Below are 21,387 nucleotides of genomic sequence, written 5' to 3' on the forward strand. Positions count from 1 at the left end.
TGTCATCGAAGTCCCGCGAAGCCGTGCTTCTCGACCTCGCGCAGCAGGTCGCGCGCCCACGAAAGATCATCGTTCTTGACCCGTTCCTGCATCGTGGGGACGTCGACCTTGTACAGCCGCGCCGCATTGCGGGAGAGGATCTTGTCCTTCGCCTCGGCGGTGAGCTTGGGGTAGCCGAACTGCTCGCACAGGCGGTCCGGAATCTGGAAGGTGCGAAAGGCATCGATCAGCGGCTGCGCCGACCCGTAGAAGATGCTGTCGGTGCCCCAGACGATGTTGTCCGCGCCGAAGTGCAGGAGGAGCTTGCCCATGACGTGAGCTGCTTCCTCCGGACGGCGGATGACGGAGAACCAGGTCGTGCCGAGTTCGGCGTAGACGTTGCCGTTGGTGCGATCGATTTCGGCGTCCCGCACGCTCTTGATCAGCCGGTTGATGCCGTCGTCGGCCGTCTCCTCGGTGAACGGCCCTTCCGGCGGGGCGCCGTAAGACTCCATCTCGTAGCCCGAGTGATAGATGAGGAAATCGAGGTCGGGGAACGCCTTGGCCGCCGGACCGATGTCGGCGGGCGACCCGTTGTTGGCGAGCCAGCTAATCCCCTTATGAGCGCACACGAGCCTGACGTCGAGCGCGCGCGCCTTCTCCAGGAAGCGCATGCCTTCGTCGTCGGTCAGGGCCCAGCCCTCCTGGGGCCCTTGCTCGGTGAGGACGCCGAGGGTATAGACCTTCCAGCCCGCCGGTTGGAACTCGTCGCGGAAGGCCTCCATGCCTTCCAGCTCGTGGTCGATCTTCGGGTGCACGACAGCGTGGTTGAGCAGGCGGCCCGTTCCCGCCAGACCGTCGATCAGCATGCGGGTCGCGTGCATCTCGTCGTTGAACAGGTTTCGCCAGTCGTCCACGCCCGGACCGGAGGTCAGCACGGCCACGCCGGTCTCGCACTCAAGGAACACGTTGCGGATGTAGCAAGCGAGATCCATCGCCACGATGTCGTCGAGCTGGGTCCACCAGGTCGGCATCGTCGCGCGGTAGAGGTCGATCAGCATCTGGGTGGGGAAGGACCGCACCCCGTGCGGGGCCATGAAGTGGGTCTGGACGTCGATGACAAACTCCGGCCCGTCGAACACGTCCGAGGCGGCGTCGTCGTCGCGGACCGCATCCTCGGGGACGTCGTAGTAGGTCTCCCCCCACTCCGCGTTGAGCTCCCGCAGGCCGGCGGCAGTTCCCGCCCGACCGTCCGCCAGGTCGCTGACGTCGCGGCGACGTTCGGCACTCGCTGTCTCGATGCGGTCGACCGTCTTGGCGACCACGAGCTTGTCGACATCCGAGTAGGGCTGAGGCAGGTACTCGTCCGTGCTCAGCTGTCGCAGGAACAACGGCCGATCGGTCTGACCCACGCGAACAGTCACGACATCCTCCTCCATTTACTAAATGAGTACGATACCTAGTAGGGACCGGTGGTCAAGCCTCTGAAGTCGTCGACCAACGCGATCAGTTGGCGCTCGGTCCACCGGCCGTCCGCATCGCCGAACACGCGCAGCGGACGACCACAGGACGCCGCCATCTCCGCCCAGAAGGCCGACCATGTCGCGCCCTCAGGTCCGGGCACGTGCACTACTCCGTCGACGGCGAGCAACGCCTGCGCCGCTCGCAATCGGGGCCGGAGAGCAAGCCACTCCTCGAAGGGCCCGCTCCAACAGGCCACGCCCCGGGACTGCAGTTGGCTGGCCAACAGCGCACCATGACCTTGGCCCCCGGTCACCAGCCATCCCCGCGGCCCCGTCCGACCCAGGTCCTGGCCGCAGACCGGGCCCCAGCTGGGTCCCACGTGACGCAGAGTGCTCAGCCCGATCGCGTCGTCGATACGCACGTCGACCGCAAGCGTGCCGCCGCACCACGCCTCGGTGAGATCTACCGCTTGCAGATCGCTGTGCTGGATCCGGGCTCCGACCAGGACGGCTCGCGCAAGGCCCAGCCGGCGAGCGCACACGTTGACCAGCTCCGCTCCCGTGAGATCAACATCGGAGAAGTCGCCTCCCGAAAGGTCGCCACCGAAGAACGTCGCGCCGGCCAGGTTGGCCGACCGACACCGCGCACCCTCAAGACGCGCGCCGACGAACGATGCGGCGACCAGGTCGGCGCCTTCCAGGTCCGCGCCCCGCAGATCGGCATCGTCGAAGCGCGCCGAGGGCGAGATCCGACGCCAGTCGGCCGGAGATCGTGCGAAGACACTCGACCAACCGACGCTCACCCGCCGCAGGACAGCGCCGCGAAGATCGGCGCCCGACAGATCCGCGTCCTGCAGGTCGGCACCTTCCAGGTCGGCGCCGCCGAGATCGGCGGAGCGCAGGTCGCACCCAACAAGTCGTGCGTCGCGCAGGTTCGCTCCACGAAGCAGGGTGGTTCCGCTGTGGCCCGACGCGCCGCCGAGGTTGGTGCCCTCCAGGGACGCAGAGGTCAGGCGGGCACCCGACAGCGCGGCCTCGCGCAGGTCTGCGCCGGTCAGATCCGCTTCACTGAGGTCGGTGTCACTCAGATCGGCTCGCACGAGGTCACAGCCGCGCAGGCAAGCCCCGCGGAGATTCGCCTCCCGGAGGTCGGCCCGCCGCAGCTCCATTCCGGTCAATGTCTCGCCGGCCAGCTGGGCACCGCGCAGATCCAGGCGACGGGTGGGGTGTTCGCGGCGCCAGGCCGCGAGGCTCTCGCTTCCTCTGCGCACGAGGTCGGCGTGGGCGGTGTTGCGGTGATCGGCCACTACACGATCACCTCGTGACATTACTAATTGGGTACTGTATATAATAGACTCGCCTCAATCCCCGGTCAATGCAACCGCCGCGGGGACTCGATGACCTTCGATCGCACCCACCACGTCCTGGTCCCGTCGGAAGGGGCGTCATGACCGAGGAACAACCGCCGGTGCGCGTCGATCACGACGGACCTGTGGCAGTCGTGACCCTGGATCGACCCGAGCGACTGAACGCGTTGAGTCACGACCTGTTGCGGGAGCTGCGCACCCAGGTCGCCGTTCTAGATGAACGGCGGGACGTGCGGGCCATCGTCCTGACCGGCGCGGGCCGCGCCTTCTCCGCCGGGGCTGATCTGCAGGGCGGTCCGAGCGACGCGGAAGACGTCCTGAGACGCCTCTACAACCCCCTGATCCGCGATCTGATGGGGCTTCAGAAGCCGTTGGTCGCCGCTGTCAACGGCGTCGCGGCCGGTGCAGGTGTCTCGCTTGCATTGGCGTGCGACCTCCGAGTCGCTGCAGCCACGGCGACCTTCCGGCTGGCCTTCGTCAATGTCGGCCTTGTCCCCGACGCAGGCGCGACCTGGTTGCTGCCTCGCATCGTGGGGACCGCGCGCGCGTCCGAGATGGCGTTGCTGGGCAGAGCCGTCCAGGCGGAGGAGGCCTTGGCCTGGGGTCTGGTAAATCGCGTCGTCCCCGACGGCGAAACCTTGGGTCAGGCGCTGGAGTTGGCGCACGCCGTCGCTGCGCTCTCCTCGAGCGTCGGGGCGATCCGCCGGCTACTGCACGAGAGCGCCGACCGCACCCTGGAAGAACAGCTCGACGCGGAAGCAACCACGCAGGGTCTTGCTCAGTACGGTCCCGACTATGCCGAGGCGCGCCAGGCCTTCAAGGAGAAGCGCAAGCCTCGATTCGCCCGGGACTGAAGACCCGGCTGCCGCCTGCAAACCAGCCTCCGGACGCACGGTCACAAGACCCTGCTCGGACCTCCACTGGGGTTGCGCCCATAACAGATCAGGAAGGCGTCGAGCCTGCTTTCGACCATGGCGGACGTCAGGTCCTGGTCGAGGATCAACTGCCGGTAGACCAGAGCGCCGGCGAGCTCGGCGAGCGCACCATCGAGATCAGCCTCCGGATCGAGGCTGCCCTCCTTGACGCCGGTTTCGAGGATCCGTCGCAGCGTTGACAACCCTTCGTCGACGAAGCGGCCCTTGACCTCGGCCAGCCCCGGCTCCCACATCGCCCTGTGCGCCAAGGCGATCAGCACCCGACCGGCCCGACGCTCCTGCATCGCCCGACGGAATGCCTCCAGCTCGGTCAGCAGATCCGCGCGCAGGTCCCCGCTCGGTTCGGCGTGCGTTACCGGCGCCTCGGCCGAGCAGACGTCCTGCATCAGCTGTAATCGCTGCGGCCAGTACCGGTAAACGGTGGCCCGCCCTACCCCGGCGACCTCGGCGACCCGCGGTTGGGACACCGCTTCCCAGCCCTCGTCCAAGAGCACGTTTCGGGCCGCGTCGAGGATCGCCGCCCGAGTGGAGTCCGTACTCATCTGGGCAGCGTCAGTGACCCGCGCCCACGTACTGTTCGGCGAGCGCGTCGGCGTCGAGTTCGCAGGGCTCGCCGGCAAAGACGACCTCGCCGCGGTTGAGCAGGTACACATAGTCCGCAACAGCCAGCGCCCGTGTCACGTACTGCTCCACCAGCAGCAGCGAGGTCCCCGTCTTGGCAAGGAGGTCGAGGAACTCGAAGATCTCATCGACCAGCTTGGGTGCCAGGCCCATCGACACCTCGTCGAGAAGGACAAAGCGTGGGTTCTGCACGTAGGCGCGGGCGAGGGCGAGCATCTGTTGTTCGCCACCGCTGAGCGTTCCGGCCAGCTGGGACATCCGCTCTCCAAGGCGCGGGAACGCTCCGACCGCCTTTTCGGCCGCCTCGTTTTCTTTCCCTTTCACCGACTGCAGGAGCAGGTTGTCGCGCACTGTCAGGCTGGGAAAGATCCCACGGCCTTCCGGCACGTGACACACGCCATGGTCCACCAACCGGTGGGGGCTCGCCGAGGTGAGATCCTTCCCGTCGACGACCAACTGCCCCGCGGTGGGTTTCAGCAATCCGCTCGCCACTCTCAGCAGCGTGGTTTTCCCGGCCCCATTCGGGCCCAGCAGGCCAACCACCGAACTGGGCGGAACGACCAGATCCACCCCGCGGAGAACCTTGGTCCCGGCATATGCGGCGTGGATGCCCCGCAGCTCAAACACGAGCACGCTCCTCGTCGTTCTCGAACTTGGCCATCCCATCGGCCTCACTGCCCAGGTACGCGGCGCGTACCAACTTCGAGGTGGCGACTTCCCGGGGACTGCCCTCGAAGATCGGCTTGCCGAAGTCGAGGACGTGGATGTAGTCGCAGATCGACATGACCAAGGCCATGTCGTGTTCGACGATCAGGATCCCGACTCCGCGCTCCGCGACCAGGGACTTCAGGATCCGACCGAACTCCTCGGTCTCCGCGCCGTCCAGTCCACTGCTCGGTTCGTCCAGAAGCATCAACGGGTACTCCCCCGCGATGCATCTCGCCAGCTCGACCAGCCGGCGCTGCCCCGTGCTCAGGTTCGCGGGACGCCGAGCGGCCAGCCCACTGATCCCGCACATCTCCATCGCCCCGGCAGCCACGCGCCGCAGCTGCACCGTCTGCGACCGGGTGGCGCGGAGGTGCCGGAAGGGATTGCCGCCGGCCATGCCGGCCTCCTTGCCCAGCACGACGTTCTCCCGCACGGTGAGGGTGTCGTACAACTCCATCCGCTGGAACGTCCGACCCATGCCCTTCAACGCACGCACGTGGGGCGCCAGCCCCGTGATGTCTTCCCCCAAGAGCCGCACCTTGCCGGCCGCGGGCTTGACCATGCCGGTGCAGGCATTGAACGTCGTGGTCTTGCCCGCCCCGTTCGGTCCGATCAGTCCCGTGATCCGGCCGCGGGGAGCGGTCAGGTTCTGGCCGTCCACGGCGACCAATCCGCCGTACTTCACCACCAGGCCCTCGACGCTCAGGCCGTCCACGTCGCTCGTCTGCCTCATGCGCTGGGCTCCGATCCCACGATGCTGACGAAGCTCACGCACTCGCCCGGGCGGCCCCCGAGATTGTGCGTGAGGCCGAGAGTCTTGCCATGCGCGGTGCTGGTGATGCGACGGTCCTCGGGCGCTTCGCCGCGCAGCTGCAACCAGCACTCGAACATCATCCGCAGGCCGCTGGCTCCGATGGGGTGACCGAAGGCCTTGAGCCCACCGTCGGGGTTCACGGGCAGGTCACCGCGGAGGTCGAAGGTGCCCGCGAGGACTTCCTTCCACCCGAAGCCGCGCTCGGCAAACCCGAGGTCCTCCATCAGCACGAGTTCGGTCGGTGTGAAGCAATCGTGCACCTCAGCCATCGCGATCTGCGCTCGCGGATCGGTGACACCGGCCTGCGCGTAGGCGTCCTGGGCGCTCAGCACGACCTCCGGGAAAGTCGTGTAATCGTAGGTGTCGTCCACCACGCCGGTGGCGTCGCCCGCGACGAACGACAACCCCTTCACATACAGCGGGGAGTCGGTGTAGCGGTACGCATCTTCGGCCCTGACGACGATGGCGGCGGCGGAGCCGTCGCTGACCCCCGAGCAGTCGAACACGCCCAGAGACCCGGCGATCAGCGGGGCGTTGCCGATGGTCTCCTTGGCGACCTCCTTGCGGAACTGTGCTCGGGGGTTGTGCGCACCGTTCTGGTGGTTCTTCCACGCGATGCGCGTGAGGACGTCCCGCATCTCGTCGTTGTCAAGGCCGTACCGCTTCGCGTAGGCCGGCGCCAGGTAGGAGAACGCGGCCGGCGCGGTCATCTCCACCGCGGTGCCGTCCGACGGCTGCGGCGGAGACACCAGGCCCGAAAAGCCCGAGTCCTTGAGCTTTTCCACGCCGATCGCCATCGCGACGTCGTAGGCCCCGGAGGCGACGGCGTAGCACGCGTTGCGCAGCGCTTCGGAACCGGTGGCGCAGAAGTTCTCGACGCGAGTCACCGGCTTGGTCACCCGCAGCGCCCTGGACAGTGTCACCCCGCTGAGACCGCTGCCCATCGTGCCCAGCCAGTAGGCGTCGATGTCGTCGCGGCCCATCCCGGCCGAGGCCATGGCGCCCTGCGCGGCGTCGATCAACAGGTCGGCCGTGCTCTTGTCCCAATGCTCCCCAAAGGGGGTGCAACCCATGCCGACGATCGCGACTCGGTCGCGGATCCCGTGAGAACCCATCTCAGCTCGCCTGCCCCGGGTCGGTGGAGCTCCGCAACGGGCGGGCCTTCCATGAATAGTTGTGGATTCCCCCGGCGGTCAGCGTCCGACGGAAGGTCAGCTCGACGCGCCGGCCGATCGCGACCCACGCCGGATCGCAGTCCGTGAGCTCGATGTTCGTCCGGCCGCCGCCGTCGAAGTCCACGACAGCCCCGATTAGCGGCGGGCTCGGGGTGAACGCGAGGCGGTCGATCGTGAAGGTGGAAACTGCGGCGGGGACGTCGGCCATCGGCTCGGGCACCATCTGGTCGACCTCGTGGCAGCGCCGACAGACCCGCGCCGGGGGCATGTGCCGGGTCGCACAGGCCGTGCAGCGGGATCCTTCGAAGGCGTACTTCCAGGCCGAGGTGCGCAGCGAAGGCGGGGCGGCCGGCGGCGTTGGGTCCGGACGGCGTGGACTCTCACGGTCCAGGGAGCCCTTCCAGGTCAGGAAAGCGCCATAGGCCAGGGTGTCGTCCCCTCCTGCGATCTGCGCGGCGACCGAGACCGCCGACCGGCCAGCGGCCAGCGCGTCGGTAGTGCGGAGCACAAGAGCGGACGCCCCATCGGCGAGCACCATCACGACGATGACCTCACCCCCGCCGGCGCGGTCCAGGACGTCGGCCAGCAGTACCCACGGCTGGGCCGTGCCCGGATTACCGATGGCCGCGGTCCGGTCGTTGACGACTGCCTCGGCGGCCGCCCCACTGCGCGTCGCCCACGCCCTGCAGGCCCGACCGTGGGTGCCGGCGACTATTAGGTGATCGACCTGGTCCGGAGTGAGCTCCGCGTCCTTCAGCGCCGCCGCAAAGGCTTCGTCCGCCAACGGCAGGTAGGCGTGCTCGCCGAAGCGCTCTTCCCAAGTTCCCGGGTGGGCCTGCCCGGGCAGACGCCACCGGTCGAGGAACTCCGCGGTCGCACTGGCCTGGCCAAGGACCTCCGCAAGCACCGGGGCCTCGGGGCCGCCGGTACCCACCACCAGCGCGGCCGCGGCATCGCCGGCGGCCACCTCGTCGGCCGAGCCCGGCACACCGCCGCGCAGGTCCGACAGGACGACCAGAGTCGGTCCGTTGCTCCGCAGCGCTGAGAACACCGCTCCCACGCCACTGCGCACAGCACCACCCGCGTCGAAGGCAAGCGCACTACGCGGCAAGGACAGGGCAGCGTGGATGGCGGTCGCGTTGGTCTTGTCCAAGTACGCCGGCGAGGCCGTGGCGAAGATCAGCTGGTCGGGTACGACGCCCCGCCCACGCAGCGCCAGGCGGGCCGCCTCGACGCCGATCGAGGTGGTGTCCTCGTCGTAGGAGGCAACCGCCCGGGTTCCCTTGCCACCCGAGGTGCCGAGTACGGCTCCGCGGGCGGACCGCTGCAGCCGGGCGGTCGGGATGTACGCGCCGTAGGCGAGCACCCCGGGAGTCGGCGCAGCTTCAGCCATGTCGTCCGCCCGACCCCGCTCCAACGAGCTCGTCGGAGCGATCCGTTTCGGTCCGCGGCCGTTTGGCCCGGCGCGCCGCCACCACCGTCTGGTACCGGAGCTCGCGCGGACCGCTGCTCCGTTCCTCCCACACGGTGCCCCGATCGGACAGCCAGTTCTGGAACTGGCCCTGCGAGAGCGCGGCGGCCGCGATGGCGAGCACACCGAACAGAATGTTGAGGCAGGTCTGCACTTGCACCGGGTCCTGGTCGCCCAGGGCCGAGGCGATGGTGTCGACGTAGCCCGGCAGGCCCTTGTAGAGGAAGGCGGCAACCAGCGCAGCCGTAATCGTGCGCCGACCGGAGATCGCCAGGATCGCGAGGACCACCAGGGAGTCCAGGTAGTTGAAGCTGTCCTGGTTGACCGAACCGAACAGCGAGGCGTAGAGCGCACCGCTGATGCCGGCCAGGAAGCCGGAGATACAGAAGACCATGACCCGGGTGACGTTGACGTTCATGCCCGAGGTCGTCAGGGCGGTCGGTGAGTCCGACATGGCCCGCAGGAGGCGGCCCAGTCGGGAGCGCTCGACGGCCAGGACGAGGAGCAGGCACAGGAAGGCGATCGTGACCAGAAGGTAGTAGTAGCGCTTGTCGTCCTCCATGCCCCACACGTCGGGGCGTCGGGCGTCGAGGCGGCCGAATCCGAACATGTAGCTCTTGCCGAAGGCATACTGCGCCAACATGATGTTGAAACCGAGCGTGGCCAGCGCAAGATACAGCGTCGGCAGGCGCATCGCCGGCAGGGCGATGATGGCGCCAATCGGGATGACGATCGCTCCGCCGATCAGCACGGCGAGGCCCCAGGGCACGTCGTGCTGGAGCATGTGTCCGAAGCCCGCCGCCCCTATTGCGGCGAAACCGATGTGGCACAGGGAGATCTGGCCGGAGGTTCGGACCAGGAGCCCGAGGGACAGGAACAGGATCACCTGGGTGGCCGTCACGTTCCAGAACGCGAGCTTGGTGCCGACGATCTGAGGCACGAGCAGAATGAAGACGGTCAGCGCAGCGAATCCTGCGGTGCGCACCCAGGCGGGGAACGGGCTGGGCGGGACCGCCCGCTCCTTGATATGACGCCCGACCTCGACGAGCTGCTGACGACGAGCAACCAGCAGCACGAGGAGCAACACGAGGAACGGCATGTTGGTGTCGATGCCCTGTAGCTCCGCGTGGGAGGCCACCTCCTTGCCTGCGAGCTTCTGGAGCAGACCGACGGCGAGCCCACCGACGAACGCCAGCGGGAGACTACGGAACAGGCCGACGGCCGCGGCCCCGAATGCCTGGACCACCAGCAGCGTGAGGATGTTGACGTCCAACTGCTGCTGCACCGAGGCGAACAGCACGCCGGAGGCCGCGGCGAACACCGAGCCGATGATCCAGGCGCTGCGCCGCACCGCAGCCGGCGATTGGCCAGTCATGTCCAAGAGCGGGGCGTCGTCGACCACCCCGCGCATCGCGGTGCCCAGTCGACTGGCCCGGAAGAACACGAACAGAGCGACCGCGGCGGCGATGCCGAGCAGCAGATCGATGACGTTGTCGTAGTTGACCCGGACGCCTTCGATCCGGAACGCCGTCTCCTGCGGCAGGAAAGGTTGGAAGGGCAGGGCCTCTGCGCCGTAGCGCAGCACGATGCAGGAGCGGATCGCGACGAGCAGACCAACCGTCGCCACGATCTTGTAGGCCGTCGAGACGTTGGCGAGCACCAGCGCCATCCGCTCGAGGATCAGCCCCAGCAAAGCCCCAAAGACCAGCACGGCAAGGGCGGCCGCCACCGGCCAGGGCAGACCCTGGAGTTCGCGCAGGTCGTAGAACGCGTACGCAGCCGCGGCGCAGACGGCGCCGTGCGCGAAGTTGAACACGCCGGCGGTCTTGTAGGTCAGGACCAGACCCATGGCGGAGATGCCGTAGATGGCACCGGAGGTCAGACCGAAGATGATGTACGGGATGTAGTCCTTCATGACACGCGCTCCAGAGGGAGGCAGACTCCGCAGGCGGTCCGTCCGGTCGCGGCGAGTTCGTCAAGACTCATCGAGAACGGGTGCTTGCCGCGCACCAGCAGGCAGGTGGACAGGTGGTAGCGCTTCATTCGGGCGTCCGCCCAGTAACCGAGCTCACCCGGCGCCGACGGCCCGTCGGCGCGGCCACGCCGGGGGAGAATCGGCATCAGATTGCGGGTCACGTAACGCTTCTCCGCCCGTACCGCCCGCAGGCCGGCCAGCAGCCAAGAGAACATGCCCAGGACGGCGATCCCGGCGCAGGCGATGGCGCCGAGAATCCAGTTGAGCTGGGTGGCCCAGCGATCAGCGTCGCGACAGCCGCCGTAGCAGACCCAGATCCCGATCAACCCGGCGATCGAGAGCCCCGCCATGAGGACGAGGCTGCGGCTGCGCCATGGAGTGTCCGCGATCCAGCCCGGCTCGGCCCCGGCATTGCTCATTGCCCGACGGACTTCGCGGAAGTGGAGCCGACCGGCGCGCGGGACCCTTCGGAGGCGAAGCTGGTGCGCCGCCGAGGCGTGCCCGCCAAGGCCGCGGCCGGCTCATCGTCACCCAAGGGCATGGACCGCCGGATCCCCGCGCTGGCCAGTAGGGAGGCGTCCTCACCACGCAACGCCACATCCTCGGCCAGGAGCAGGCGCATCCCGCGTAGCTCACGCCACTCATCCAGCATGTCCGCCGAGAGCCAGAGCATCGCGCCCAGGCCCAGCAGGAAGACACCCATCAAACCGCCGGAGATGATGTAGGGCAGCTGCTTCGCGACATGCGCGGTCCCGCTGATCCCGAGATAGCCGAAGATCAGGCACAGCAGCCCGGCCCCGATCGCGACCGACGCTGCGATGCGGTCCCACTGCGACCGCAGGACGCTCATGAGCTCCATCGGAATCCCACTCCAAACACGCGCATGATCGAGGTGGCCGCGAACGCGACGGCAGCGGTGAGCACCAGGGCGATATAGATGTTGTCGGCGGTGTCACTGCCACCGCGGTAGTAGGACGCAAGCTTCGTCGTCCGTTCGTTCCGTGTCGCGGCGCTACTGATCGAGTCAGCTGGCTGCGCCGCTGTGATGTCCACCGGGAGCACTCCGCCGGTATCGACACTGGGGAGAGCGCCGGCGCCGAGGCCCGCGGCGTCAACGGAGGTGGAGGGCAAGCCGGAGGTGTCCCCCGACGTCCCGGTCGCATCAACCGGACTGATGCCCGACGCATCGCTGCCCAGGCTCAGGGGCCGCAAGTCGACGGTCGCGACCCCCTGACCCACCTTAAAGGTCACCGGGGTGGGGCCTTTGAAGTACTGGTTGTCCGGCGCCTCAGAGATCTGCGTCTTGAAGGTGAAGCCGACCCCGGTCAGCCCGGTCTCCGAGTCGACCGCGGGTTGGAAGCTCATCTCAATCCCGGCTGCCTTAAAAGCATCGAACACGGTCTCGGCGGCCAGCGGGACGTTCACCGGAGCGCCGGCGCTCGGCAACGCGACGAAGAACGAGCCGTCCTTGAAGCCGATGTCCGGGTTCTGGATCTGGTTGCAGCCGAACGGCGCGGGGATCTCCACGACCGGGAACTTCGCCGGTTCCGGCTGCGGCACGCCCGGGGCCGGGACGAACAGCGGAACGGTCTCGGGTGTGGTGCAGGGGATGCGCATCGACAGCGCCGGGACGTTGATCCGGCCGATCGTGATCGAGGAGCTGCGGGTCAGCTTTCCGGTGCCTCCGTCGGCAACGACCCGGACCCGGGTCTGCAGACCCGAGAGCTTGAACTGGTCGTCACCCAAAACCAGGCCATCGACCGTGGACTCGGCCGTCGAGACGACCGATCCGCCATCGGCGACCTGCACCCGCGAGGTCGAGGTGCTGCCGCTGGGATCGCTCCCCACCTGTCCCTTGGAATAGGCGTGCTCCGAACCGCTCTCGGCATGCATCGAGGCCCCGGGGAACACTGCGTCCTTGGGATCGTCGCCGTACTGCGTGGTGACGATGACGGGATAGCGCGGGGTGGGCACCGAGAACAGCGCCCCGCCCATCCCCGGCAGAGCGGCCACCACATCACCCGGGTAGATCGAGGAGGCGGTGGCGTCGGACTGCTGCAGGCGATTGAGGTGCGCCGAGGAGAACGGCACGTTGAGCTCGGCCGTGAGCCCGAGCGGCAGCGAGGCATTGGTGAGCGTCGCCTGCACGCCGAAGGACTGAGCGAAGCCCTCGAACGTCGAGTCGGCTCGGGCCGAGCTGCCGGGCAACACCACCCACATCAGGGGGCTCACCCCGACCAGGCCGGCCAGCAGGGCGCCGCGTGCGCGTCCCAGTCTCATGTACGACCTCCTCGTTGCCGAGCGACACCGCTCATCTTAGGCAGCTATTATATGCAGTACTGTACTAGTTTGCCTAGATCGGCGTCAGAAACAATCCTTCTTGCTGCCGTTGGGCGCGGTGAACCCAGAGCTGTTCAACAAGATCGTGTAGTAGCAGTTTTGTTTGGCCGCGCCCTGACCGGCGCGGAACGTGACGCCCGGGCTCAGTCCGTTCAGGGTCTCGTTCTTCAGGGAGTACAGCCCCTGCAGCACCAGGGCGGTAGCCACCGGCCCGGTGCGCGCCTGCGGAACCTTGGCCATGCCCGCTTCGAACAGCTTGCCGGCGGCCCACCCGAGCATGGCCGATCCGTCGAACGGCCCGCCGGGGTTGAACCTCGCCATGGCCGCGTGGAACTCCTTGAGGCCGGGGTTATCGGTGGCCGGGAACGGGGCCAACGACGACGCGAAGTACACGCCGAAATCCCGCACGTTCGGATCACGAGCGCTGGCCGCACCGAGGGCGATCGGGACCGTCGCGAAAGGCACCTTGTAGTCGATCGCGAGGCAGGAGCGCGCGAACCGCTGGTCGCTGGCGCCGTCGAGTGCCAGCCACAGGAACTCCGCCCCAGCGTTCTTCATGTTCTGACATTCGGCCGTGAAGTCCGTCTGGGTCATCGACGAGGACTGCTGGGCGACGACCTGGTAGCCGCCCTTGGCTGCGTTGGCCGCGTCCTTGACCTGCTGCGCGATGAACGGGCAGACGGATGCTTCGACGCAGGAGATGACGCCCAACTTGGTCTTGCCGGTGGCCTGAGCCAGGACCTTGGCCGTGGCCGTGTAGATGACGTCCGAGCTCGTGCCCGCGGGGAACAGCAGCGGGTCCTCGTTCCAGGGCGGCAGGATTCCGTCGCCGCCGACGGTCGGTACCTTCAGCCGGTTGACCTCTCGCCGGTAGGCGTCGAGGGTGATCGGGACGTAGGAGCCGATCATCGACACGACGCCCTTGGTCTGGACGAGGTCGTTGACGTTGGAAGCGGTCCGGGCCGGGTCGGAGCCGTCGTCGACCTGGAAGAGCTGGATCGGGTGGCACTGGACCCCGCCGCGTGCGTTGACGTCCCGGGCCCAGACCGCCAGGCCGAGACGGATGAGCCCGGAGGCCTGGCCCAGCAGGCCGCTGAAGGCACCGGTCTGGCCCAGCTTGATCGGCTCCAACTGTTTCGTGCAGGCACCGCCCACCGTCGGCGCCGCGGTCGCTGCGGGCTTGTTCCCCTTGCCGGCGGTACCGGCCGTGGCTGTGGTGGTGCTCGGGGCGGTGCCCGTCGACCCGGTGGGCGCCGCGGCCCCCGTGCCCGCCGTCGTCGTTGCCGGGCCAGGCACGGTGACATCGGTCGCCTCCGTGGGAATGGCGGCATCCGAGCCGGCCACGGTGGTGCCCTCGGCGGCGACCGCACCGGAGTTGCCTTCAGCGGCGTTGACCTCGGAATCGGGCACCCGGATCCCGCAGGCAGTGCCCGCGAGGCAGACACCCGCCACGAGGAGGGCTACCCGTCCCCGTGCACGTCGGTTCAGCATGCTCGCTCCTCGCATCAGATCTACGACAGCTCTAAGAGAGCTCTGTGTGCAGGATCGGAGCTTCCGATCCAACGACGCTACGGGTGCCGGCCGACGCCGCGCCCGTTCGTTCCTGGGATGCATGATCGGTGTGGACAGGCCGCCCGGTGCGCAGCTCGAAGCGGTAGTTGTCCAGGCGGAACAACCGGGTCGTCAACCACAGGCCCAGCATCGATGAGGGCCGTGGCGCCGCGGGGCTGTCGCCCTTGCCGTCGAAATAGTAGGTGTTCGACGTCGCACAGTCGCCGCTGTAGAGCACCATCTTCTGGGCCTTGCGCTGCACCTTGGCGAAGTCGCGCTCGTGCACTTCGGGCCTGACGACGGCGTAGTTGCTCGCCCGCTTCTTCGCGGCCCGCAGTACACGCCCAATATGCACGACCTGGTTGTTCAGGATGTCGAAGTACGACGAACCGGAAGCCGCATATGGTCCGAAGATCAGGAACAGGTTGGGGAACTGGGGGACGGTCGTCCCCAGGTAGGCCTGATAGCGGTTCTCGTCCCACCAGTCCCGAAGGTTGGTGTCCCCTTCACCGATGATCTCGAACATCGGTGCGGAGCTGCGGTCGAAGACGTGGAATCCTGTGGCGCACACCAGGACGTCGGCCTCACGCTCGGCACCGCCGACTGTGGCCAAGCCCCGCTCGGTGACGTGGGTGATGCCATCGGTGACGAGATCGACATTGTCCCGGTTGAACATCGGGTAGAAGGTGTTGGAGAAGCTAGGGCGCTTGCAGAAGAAGCTGTAGTTCGGGATCAGCTTTTCCTGGGTGGCCGGATCGTCGACCTTCTTGCGCATCGACTTGATGAGGAACCGCTCCACCGCCTCGGTAACCCGGTGGTAGCGCCGGTGGTTCTGGAAGGCGACCCGGAAGAACAACTCGGAGACGAACCAGATGTAGGCCCGCGCGGCGCGTTGCAGGACCGGGGCACGCCGCATCACGCGCTGGGCCCGCCGGGAAATCGGGGGGTTGATCTTCGGAGCCAGCCAGATCGCGGTGCGCTGATAGACGTCGAGGTGCGCGACCTTGTCGACGATGGCTGGTGCCACCTGGATTCCGGTCGCCCCGGTCCCGATGATCGCGACCCGCTTGCCGGTCAGGTCATAGTCGTGGTCCCAACGGGCCGTGTGCATGATCTTGCCCGCGAAGGCGTCGATTCCGTCGATCTCCGGAAGCCGCGGCCCACTGAGGTAGCCGCAGGCGTTCACGAGGTAACGCGCAGTCAGTTCTTCGCCGGTCTGCAGTGAGACACGCCAGAGCGCGTTGGCCTCGTCGAACCGGGCCTGGATCACCTGGCGGCCGAAGCGGATGTGGCGGCGCAGTCCGAACTTGTCAGCGCAGTGCTCGGCGTAGGCCTGGACTTCGGAGCCCGGCGCGTAGAGCTGGGACCAGTCCGCCTTCGGCTCGAACATATAGCTGTAGCTGAAGGACGGGACGTCGACTTCCAAGCCGGGGTAGGAGTTGTCCCGCCAGGTCCCGCCGACACCATCCGCCTGCTCCAGGATCACGAAGTCGTGGATGCCGATCTTCTGCAGGCCGATGCCGACGCCGATGCCACCGAAGCCGGCGCCGACGATCAGCACCTCGTGCTGTACCGGTGCACTCTCAGAATCAGGACCCGCGACGGTGCGGGCCGGGCGGCGGCTCATCGCGTCCTCTCCGGCAGAAAGCTCTTACTAAATGAGTACTATACCAAGTGGAGCGCCAAATTCTAGAGGGACCGTGCGATCAGTTCCTTCTGGATTTCGTTGGCCCCGCCGTAGATTTTCTGGGCCCGGGCGTCGGCGTACATACGGGCGATCGGGTACTCCCGCATGTAGCCGTAGCCGCCAAAAAGTTGCAGGCACTTGTCGATGACCTCGCACTGGATCTGGGTGAGCCACCACTTGCACATCGCTGCGGTGGCGTGGTCCAGTCCGTCGGCCATGCGCCGGGTGATGCAGTCATCGAGGAACACCCGACCGACGCGGGTGAGGGTGGCACACTCGGCGAGTTCGAACCGGGTGTTCTGTAACGCGAGGAGCGGAGCCCCGAAGGCCTCACGTTGCTTGACGTAGTCGACAGTCAACTGAAGTGCGCGTTCCATCGCGCCGACCGCGCTGATCCCGATGATGAGCCGCTCCTGAGGCAGCTGCTCCATCATCATCGAGAAGCCCTTGCCCTCGGCTCCGAGCAGGTTGCCCGCGGGAACGCGAACCTGGTCGAAGAACAGTTCCGAGGTGTCGGCCCCGTGCTGCCCGATCTTGTCCAGGACCCGGCCGCGGCGGAATCCCTCGCAGTCACGCGCGTCGACCAGGACCAGCGAGATGCCGTCGGAACGGCCGCGGTCGCCCGTCCGCACCGCGACGACGATCAGGTCCGCGTGGGATCCGTTGGTGATGAAGGTCTTGGCGCCGTCGATCATCAAGCTGTCGCCGTCACGCACCGCGCGGGTGCGGATCGACTTGAGATCAGAACCCGCCGAGGGCTCCGTCATGGCGATCGCAGCGATGACCTCCCCGCTGGCCATGAGCGGCAGCCAGGTGCTTTTCTGCTCCGCGGTCCCGTACCTCAGCAGGTAGTGGGCGACGATCCCGCTGTGCACGGAGTTGCCCCACGAGCGGTCTCCCGTGCGCGCATAGGCCATGGCGACGGTGGCATGGTGCAGGAACGAACCACCGCCACCGCCGTACTCCTCGGGAATCGAAACGCACAGCAGCCCCAACTTGGCGGCTTTGCGCCACAGGTCGACATCGACGCACTGCTGTTCAGCCCAACGGGTCTCGTTCCTCGACACCTCGTCGGAGAGGAACGACCACGCCAGGTCGTAGAGGTCGGCCATGTCCTCGGTCATCCACGGTGACCGCACGGCGCTCACCGGGCCGCCCCGAGCGCCACCGTCGCGACCCCGCTGAGGGTGACCGTGCCGTCGGCGAGACGCGCCTCGAGCTCGATCTTCGCGCGCCGCTCGCCGTCCACCTCGGCCACCTCGGCCACTCGGCCGGTACAGGTCGGCTGCCCGTGCACGGGGGTGATGGCCACGAATCGGACCTGGAACGAGCGCAGCTGCTGCTGCGGGAGCCAGCGCGTCAGAAGGCGGCCGAGATAGGCCGTCGACAGCATCCCGTGGGCGAAGACGTCGTCCAGGCCGGCGCTGCGGGCCACGTCGATGTCGATGTGGATCGGGTTGTGGTCGCCGGAGGCCCCGGCGAACAGCGCCAGGGTGGTGCGGTTGAGCGGGGGCAGCTCCAGCGGGGCGAGCTCGGTCCCGACGTCGATGCTGGGCGACGCGCTCATCAGACCAGCTCGAGTTGGCGGACGACGATGACGTTGCGCAGTTCGGCGACCAGCTCCTGGGCGGCGAAGACCTGCGTCTCCCGGACCAGGAACCGCAGCGCGCCGCCCTTCTTCTCGTAGTAGTCCACGATCCGGGGCCGAAAGGTCAGCTCTTCCCCCGCGACGACCACGCGGTGGTAGGTAAACCCTTCCTCGCCATGCAGGATCTGGCGCATATCCACCCCGATGTCGCGAAGGAATCCGTGCGGGTCCGGACGTCCGAGCTCGAGGCTGTAGAAGAACGTCGGCGGCACGGGGAGATCGCCATATCCGGCGACCCGGGCCGCAGCGACGTCGGTGTACACCGGGTCGACCTCCCCGATCGCCTTGGCGAAGAAGCGGAGCCGGCCGCGCTCGGCCGTAGCGGTGAAGGTCGGCAGGGCCTTGCCGATCAGGCTCTGGGGATCCAGGTGGGTTGCCGTCACGCCGAGGCCATCCAGGGCGAGGGACCCGCGGGAATCTTGGCCAGCGCCTCCGCCAGACCCTCGACCGTCCAGCGGGCGTCCGACACGAAGGACTCTTGCTCGAGCCAGCACTGCTGCCGCCCCACGTGCCCGCCGACGACGTTGAAGACCTCGCCGGAGGCTTGGCAGTCCTTGCTCGCGAGCCAGGCGACGAGCGGCGACACGTTCTCCGGGGCCCACTTGTCGAACCCTCCGTCGTCCGCGCTGATCCGGTCACCCAGGCCGGGGACCGACTCGGTGAGCCTCGTGCGGGCCACGGGTGCGATGGCGTTGACCCGCACGCCGTAGCGCTCGAGCTCGCGCGCGGCGACGAGCGTCATCATCGCGATGCCCGATTTGGCAGCGGCATAGTTGATCTGCCCCGGATTCCCGCGCAGACCCGAGCCGGAGGATGTGTTGATCACGGAGGCGGACACCGGGTGGCCCTGCTTGCTCCGCGCACGCCAGTAGGCGGCCGCGTGGCGCAGTGGGCAGAAGTGCCCCTTGAGGTGGACGTCTATCACGGAGTCCCAGTCGCCCTCGGACATGTTGATCAGGAAGCGGTCGCGGAGGATCCCGGCATTGTTGACGAGGATGTCCAGACCCCCGAAGGTGTCGACCGCGAGCTGGACCATCGCGGCGGCGCTGTCCCAGTTGGACACGCTCCCCACGTGGGCGACGGCCGCTCCCCCGGCCCGGGCGATCTCGGCGACGACCTCGTGGGCCGGGCTCGCGTCGTCACCACTGCCGTCGGTGCCCGCGCCGTTGTCGTTGACGACCACGCGTGCCCCGAGCTCGGCGAAGAGCAACGCATGTGCCCTGCCCAGTCCGCGGCCCGCGCCGGTGATGATCGCGATCCGGCCGTCGAGTGTCTTCATGCGTTCTCCTGATCTGTGGTGTGCGTGCCGGGCGTCAGACCGTCATTGCCCCGGCGTCGACGTAAAGGGTGCTGCCGGTCATGAGCATCGACATGTCCGAGGCAGCGAAGGTCACGGCGCGGGCGACGTCGTCCGGCACCGCGGCCCGGCCCAGCGGCACTTTGACCCTGAGCGCCTCGATGAGGTTGCCGATGCCGGCGGCTTCCATCATCGGCATCAATTCCTGCACGCCTGGGGTGTTGACCAGGGTCGGCGCGACCGCCAGAACCCGAATTCCGAGCGGTCCCAGCTCGATGGCGAGGGCCTTCGTCAGCCCGGTCACCGAGGCCTTCGAGGTGACGTAGGCGCCCGCTCCCGCCGTCCCGGGCTTCTCACCCTCGATGGAGCTGATGTTGACGATCACGCCGGGGGCCCCGCGCGCGACGAGGTGACGCGCGACCGACTGGCTGCACCGCATCACGCCGTCGAGGTTGACGCCCAGGACACGTCCCCAGTGCTCGTCGTTCTCGTCGAGGAAGGGACAGGGCGGAAAGATCCCGGCGTTGTTCACCAGGATGTCGATCTGCCCGAGCTCCGCGAGAATCCGCTCCACGCCCTGCTGGATGGCCGCGGCGTCAGAAACGTCCATGACGACGCCGAGGGCGCGCCCGCCCTCGCTCTCGATCTCCTTGACCGTCGTCTCGATGGTGGTCGGGTCGATGTCGCAGACCGCGACGCTGGCCCCGGCCTCGGCCAGCCGGCGGGCGCATCCGGCGCCGACGCCACGCCCAGCTCCGGTGACGACGGCCACCCGCCCGGTCAGGGAGTACAGATCCTGCAGGGGCGTGGCCGAAAGGTCCGGGACCGCCATGGTGTGTCCTTCCTCAGTGGGTGAAGCGCGGTGATCAGCGGGCTACGAGCTCGACAGCCTCGAGGTTGTAGATCATGTAGCTGGGCCGCAGCGCGAGCGGCTGGTCGCTGAGGCGGAAGCGCTCCAGGTGCGGCAGCAGCGCTGCCATCGCCGTGCGAATCTCGGTGCGAGCGAGGTGGGCCCCGAGGCAGTAGTGGACGCCCTGACCGAAGCCCGTAGCGGAGCTGGTGTCACGGGTGATGTCGAACTGATCCGCATCGGGGAACTGACGGGGGTCCAGATTGGCGGCGCCGATGAGCACGGCGATGGTGGCTCCGGCCGGGATCGTCACGCCGGAGAGGACCTCGTCCTGCATCGGGGTGCGGAAGACGACCTGGATCGGAGCGCGGTAACGAACGATCTCTTCCACCGCGTTCGGCAGGAGCTCGGGCTTCTCCAGCAGCAGCGCCTCCTGGTCGGGGTTCTGCTTCAAGGCCACGACGAGGCTGGAGATGGCGCTGGTCGTTGTTTCGTTGCCCGCCGCCATGAGCGAGAGGATGAACAGGAGCGTCTCCGCGGTCGTCAGGATGTCGGACTCCGCGGCCCGGACCAGGTCGCTGAGCAGGTCGTCCTGCGGGCTCGTCCTACGGTCCTCGATGAGGGGGACAAAGTAGTCGCTCAGCCCCTTGAATACGCCGAGCAGCGCCTCCATCGCCCTGGGCGTTCCGCGCAAGGGGCCCTGGGCCTCCATGAGCAGGTCGGACCAGTGCTTGATGTCCCCGTGGCTGTCCCGGTCGACCGAGAGGAGATCGGAAATGACCCGCACCGGTAGCGGCACGGCCAGCTGGGATACGACCTCGTAGGAAGTCGCGCTGCCGATCCCCTCGAGGCAGCTCTCGACGATCTGCGCGATGTTGTCCTGCAGCTCGGCAATGCGTCGCGGGACGAAGCCGCGATTCACGATCCGACGCAACCGAGTGTGGTGCGGCGGGTCGGCCGCCACGATCGCGCGGGCCGAGAAGAGCTCCATGACGTCGACCTGCATCGTGCCGGCCACGGTCATGAGTCGGGTGAGGAACTCGGGGTCGGCGTCTGGGTCGATGTTCGTGTCGAGGCCCAGCCCCTCGGCCTGGTTGGCCGAGGACGAGAAGCGCTCGGGGTTGGTGAAGATCTCCTTGACGTCGGCGTAGCGCGACACCGCCCAGTACCCGGCATCGGTCTTGTAGACGGGAGCCTCGTCGCGCAGCTGCGCGTAGAGCTCAAAGGCCCGAGCCTGGGACGCCGGGTCAAAGGGGTCGTACTTGATCTCCGACTCGCTGGTCGCCACCTGCATGTCGATCCCTCGATTTCAGTCCATCCGCTGCCGCCGTTGGCGTTCTTACTATATCTAGTACTGTATTAGTGTCAATCGCGAGAGCGGCGCTCCTGGCCCCGAGATGGCCCCTAGCGCACCGGTTCGGGCGTCAACACCTCGGCCCGAGATGGGCATCGAACGGTCGGCTCGGTCCGGCAGCGGAGGGTGGACCGGCGGCTGCCCTGACTGTG

Annotated in this window: 20 protein-coding genes; 1 reads left to right on the forward strand and 19 read right to left on the reverse strand. The window is 67.7% G+C overall.

Annotated elements, in window-relative coordinates; all coding sequences use genetic code 11:
• Positions 1-2: 2 nt before the first annotated feature.
• Both H0X00_RS00695 and H0X00_RS00700 read right to left on the reverse strand, forming a co-directional pair.
• A complete protein-coding gene (locus tag H0X00_RS00695) occupies positions 3-1,403 on the reverse strand; it encodes an amidohydrolase family protein (RefSeq protein ID WP_293766560.1) in 1,401 nt (466 codons plus the stop codon).
• Between the two features lie 35 nt (positions 1,404-1,438).
• Positions 1,439-2,749, reverse strand: a complete 1,311-nt coding sequence (locus H0X00_RS00700) for a pentapeptide repeat-containing protein (protein WP_293766561.1) — start codon at positions 2,747-2,749, stop codon at positions 1,439-1,441.
• 140 nt (positions 2,750-2,889) lie between these two features.
• Between H0X00_RS00700 and H0X00_RS00705 the strand changes: the two genes are divergently transcribed.
• Positions 2,890-3,663, forward strand: a complete 774-nt coding sequence (locus H0X00_RS00705) for an enoyl-CoA hydratase-related protein (RefSeq protein ID WP_293766562.1) — start codon at positions 2,890-2,892, stop codon at positions 3,661-3,663.
• A 41-nt stretch (positions 3,664-3,704) separates the two neighbouring features.
• Here the strand turns inward: H0X00_RS00705 and H0X00_RS00710 are convergent, their stop codons facing one another.
• From H0X00_RS00710 to H0X00_RS00790, 17 genes are all read right to left on the reverse strand, one after another.
• Positions 3,705-4,286, reverse strand: coding sequence for a TetR/AcrR family transcriptional regulator (locus tag H0X00_RS00710; RefSeq protein ID WP_293766563.1), 582 nt, complete (start codon positions 4,284-4,286; stop codon positions 3,705-3,707).
• 10 nt (positions 4,287-4,296) lie between these two features.
• Positions 4,297-4,992 (reverse strand): ABC transporter ATP-binding protein, encoded by a 696-nt coding sequence (locus tag H0X00_RS00715; protein WP_293766564.1) that lies wholly within the window; start codon positions 4,990-4,992, stop codon positions 4,297-4,299.
• On the reverse strand, positions 4,985-5,806 hold the full coding sequence (locus tag H0X00_RS00720; RefSeq protein ID WP_293766565.1) for an ABC transporter ATP-binding protein: 822 nt from the start codon (positions 5,804-5,806) through the stop codon (positions 4,985-4,987). Before H0X00_RS00720 ends, H0X00_RS00715 begins: the two co-directional genes overlap by 8 nt.
• Positions 5,803-7,002 (reverse strand): acetyl-CoA acetyltransferase, encoded by a 1,200-nt coding sequence (locus tag H0X00_RS00725; RefSeq protein ID WP_293766566.1) that lies wholly within the window; start codon positions 7,000-7,002, stop codon positions 5,803-5,805. Before H0X00_RS00725 ends, H0X00_RS00720 begins: the two co-directional genes overlap by 4 nt.
• A 1-nt stretch (position 7,003) precedes the next feature.
• Positions 7,004-8,455, reverse strand: a complete 1,452-nt coding sequence (locus H0X00_RS00730; RefSeq protein ID WP_293766568.1) for an OB-fold domain-containing protein — start codon at positions 8,453-8,455, stop codon at positions 7,004-7,006.
• Positions 8,448-10,448 (reverse strand): ABC transporter permease, encoded by a 2,001-nt coding sequence (locus H0X00_RS00735; protein ID WP_293766571.1) that lies wholly within the window; start codon positions 10,446-10,448, stop codon positions 8,448-8,450. The genes H0X00_RS00730 and H0X00_RS00735 overlap by 8 nt, the downstream gene beginning before the upstream one ends.
• Entirely contained in the window at positions 10,445-10,927 is a 483-nt protein-coding gene (locus tag H0X00_RS00740; protein ID WP_293766573.1) for a hypothetical protein, read from the reverse strand. The genes H0X00_RS00735 and H0X00_RS00740 overlap by 4 nt, the downstream gene beginning before the upstream one ends.
• Positions 10,924-11,358, reverse strand: a complete 435-nt coding sequence (locus tag H0X00_RS00745) for a hypothetical protein (protein ID WP_293766575.1) — start codon at positions 11,356-11,358, stop codon at positions 10,924-10,926. The genes H0X00_RS00740 and H0X00_RS00745 overlap by 4 nt, the downstream gene beginning before the upstream one ends.
• Positions 11,355-12,788 carry a hypothetical protein gene (locus tag H0X00_RS00750; RefSeq protein WP_293766577.1) on the reverse strand — a complete coding sequence of 478 codons (1,434 nt, stop codon included), beginning with the start codon at positions 12,786-12,788 and terminating at the stop codon, positions 11,355-11,357. Before H0X00_RS00750 ends, H0X00_RS00745 begins: the two co-directional genes overlap by 4 nt.
• A gap of 84 nt (positions 12,789-12,872) precedes the next feature.
• Positions 12,873-14,339, reverse strand: coding sequence for an ABC transporter substrate-binding protein (locus H0X00_RS00755; protein ID WP_293766579.1), 1,467 nt, complete (start codon positions 14,337-14,339; stop codon positions 12,873-12,875).
• Between the two features lie 31 nt (positions 14,340-14,370).
• Positions 14,371-16,026, reverse strand: coding sequence for an NAD(P)/FAD-dependent oxidoreductase (locus H0X00_RS00760; protein ID WP_293766581.1), 1,656 nt, complete (start codon positions 16,024-16,026; stop codon positions 14,371-14,373).
• A 62-nt stretch (positions 16,027-16,088) separates the two neighbouring features.
• A complete protein-coding gene (locus H0X00_RS00765; protein ID WP_293766583.1) occupies positions 16,089-17,210 on the reverse strand; it encodes an acyl-CoA dehydrogenase family protein in 1,122 nt (373 codons plus the stop codon).
• A 20-nt stretch (positions 17,211-17,230) separates the two neighbouring features.
• The gene (locus H0X00_RS00770) at positions 17,231-17,653 is read right to left on the reverse strand and encodes a MaoC/PaaZ C-terminal domain-containing protein (protein WP_293766585.1); all 423 of its coding nucleotides are present in this window, start codon (positions 17,651-17,653) and stop codon (positions 17,231-17,233) included.
• Positions 17,653-18,117: a MaoC family dehydratase N-terminal domain-containing protein gene (locus H0X00_RS00775; protein ID WP_293766587.1), complete on the reverse strand. Its 465-nt coding sequence runs from the start codon at positions 18,115-18,117 to the stop codon at positions 17,653-17,655. The genes H0X00_RS00770 and H0X00_RS00775 overlap by 1 nt, the downstream gene beginning before the upstream one ends.
• Complete coding sequence (locus tag H0X00_RS00780) at positions 18,114-19,013, reverse strand: SDR family oxidoreductase (RefSeq protein ID WP_293766590.1); 900 nt, start codon at positions 19,011-19,013, stop codon at positions 18,114-18,116. The genes H0X00_RS00775 and H0X00_RS00780 overlap by 4 nt, the downstream gene beginning before the upstream one ends.
• Positions 19,014-19,047: 34 nt before the next feature.
• Positions 19,048-19,863, reverse strand: a complete 816-nt coding sequence (locus H0X00_RS00785; RefSeq protein ID WP_293766592.1) for an SDR family NAD(P)-dependent oxidoreductase — start codon at positions 19,861-19,863, stop codon at positions 19,048-19,050.
• Positions 19,864-19,897: 34 nt separating this feature from the next.
• Positions 19,898-21,175, reverse strand: coding sequence for a cytochrome P450 (locus H0X00_RS00790; RefSeq protein WP_293766594.1), 1,278 nt, complete (start codon positions 21,173-21,175; stop codon positions 19,898-19,900).
• Positions 21,176-21,387: the final 212 nt, after the last annotated feature.

Origin of the sequence: Sporichthya sp. (genome assembly GCF_013815995.1) — a bacterium.
Lineage (GTDB): Bacteria > Actinomycetota > Actinomycetes > Sporichthyales > Sporichthyaceae > Sporichthya.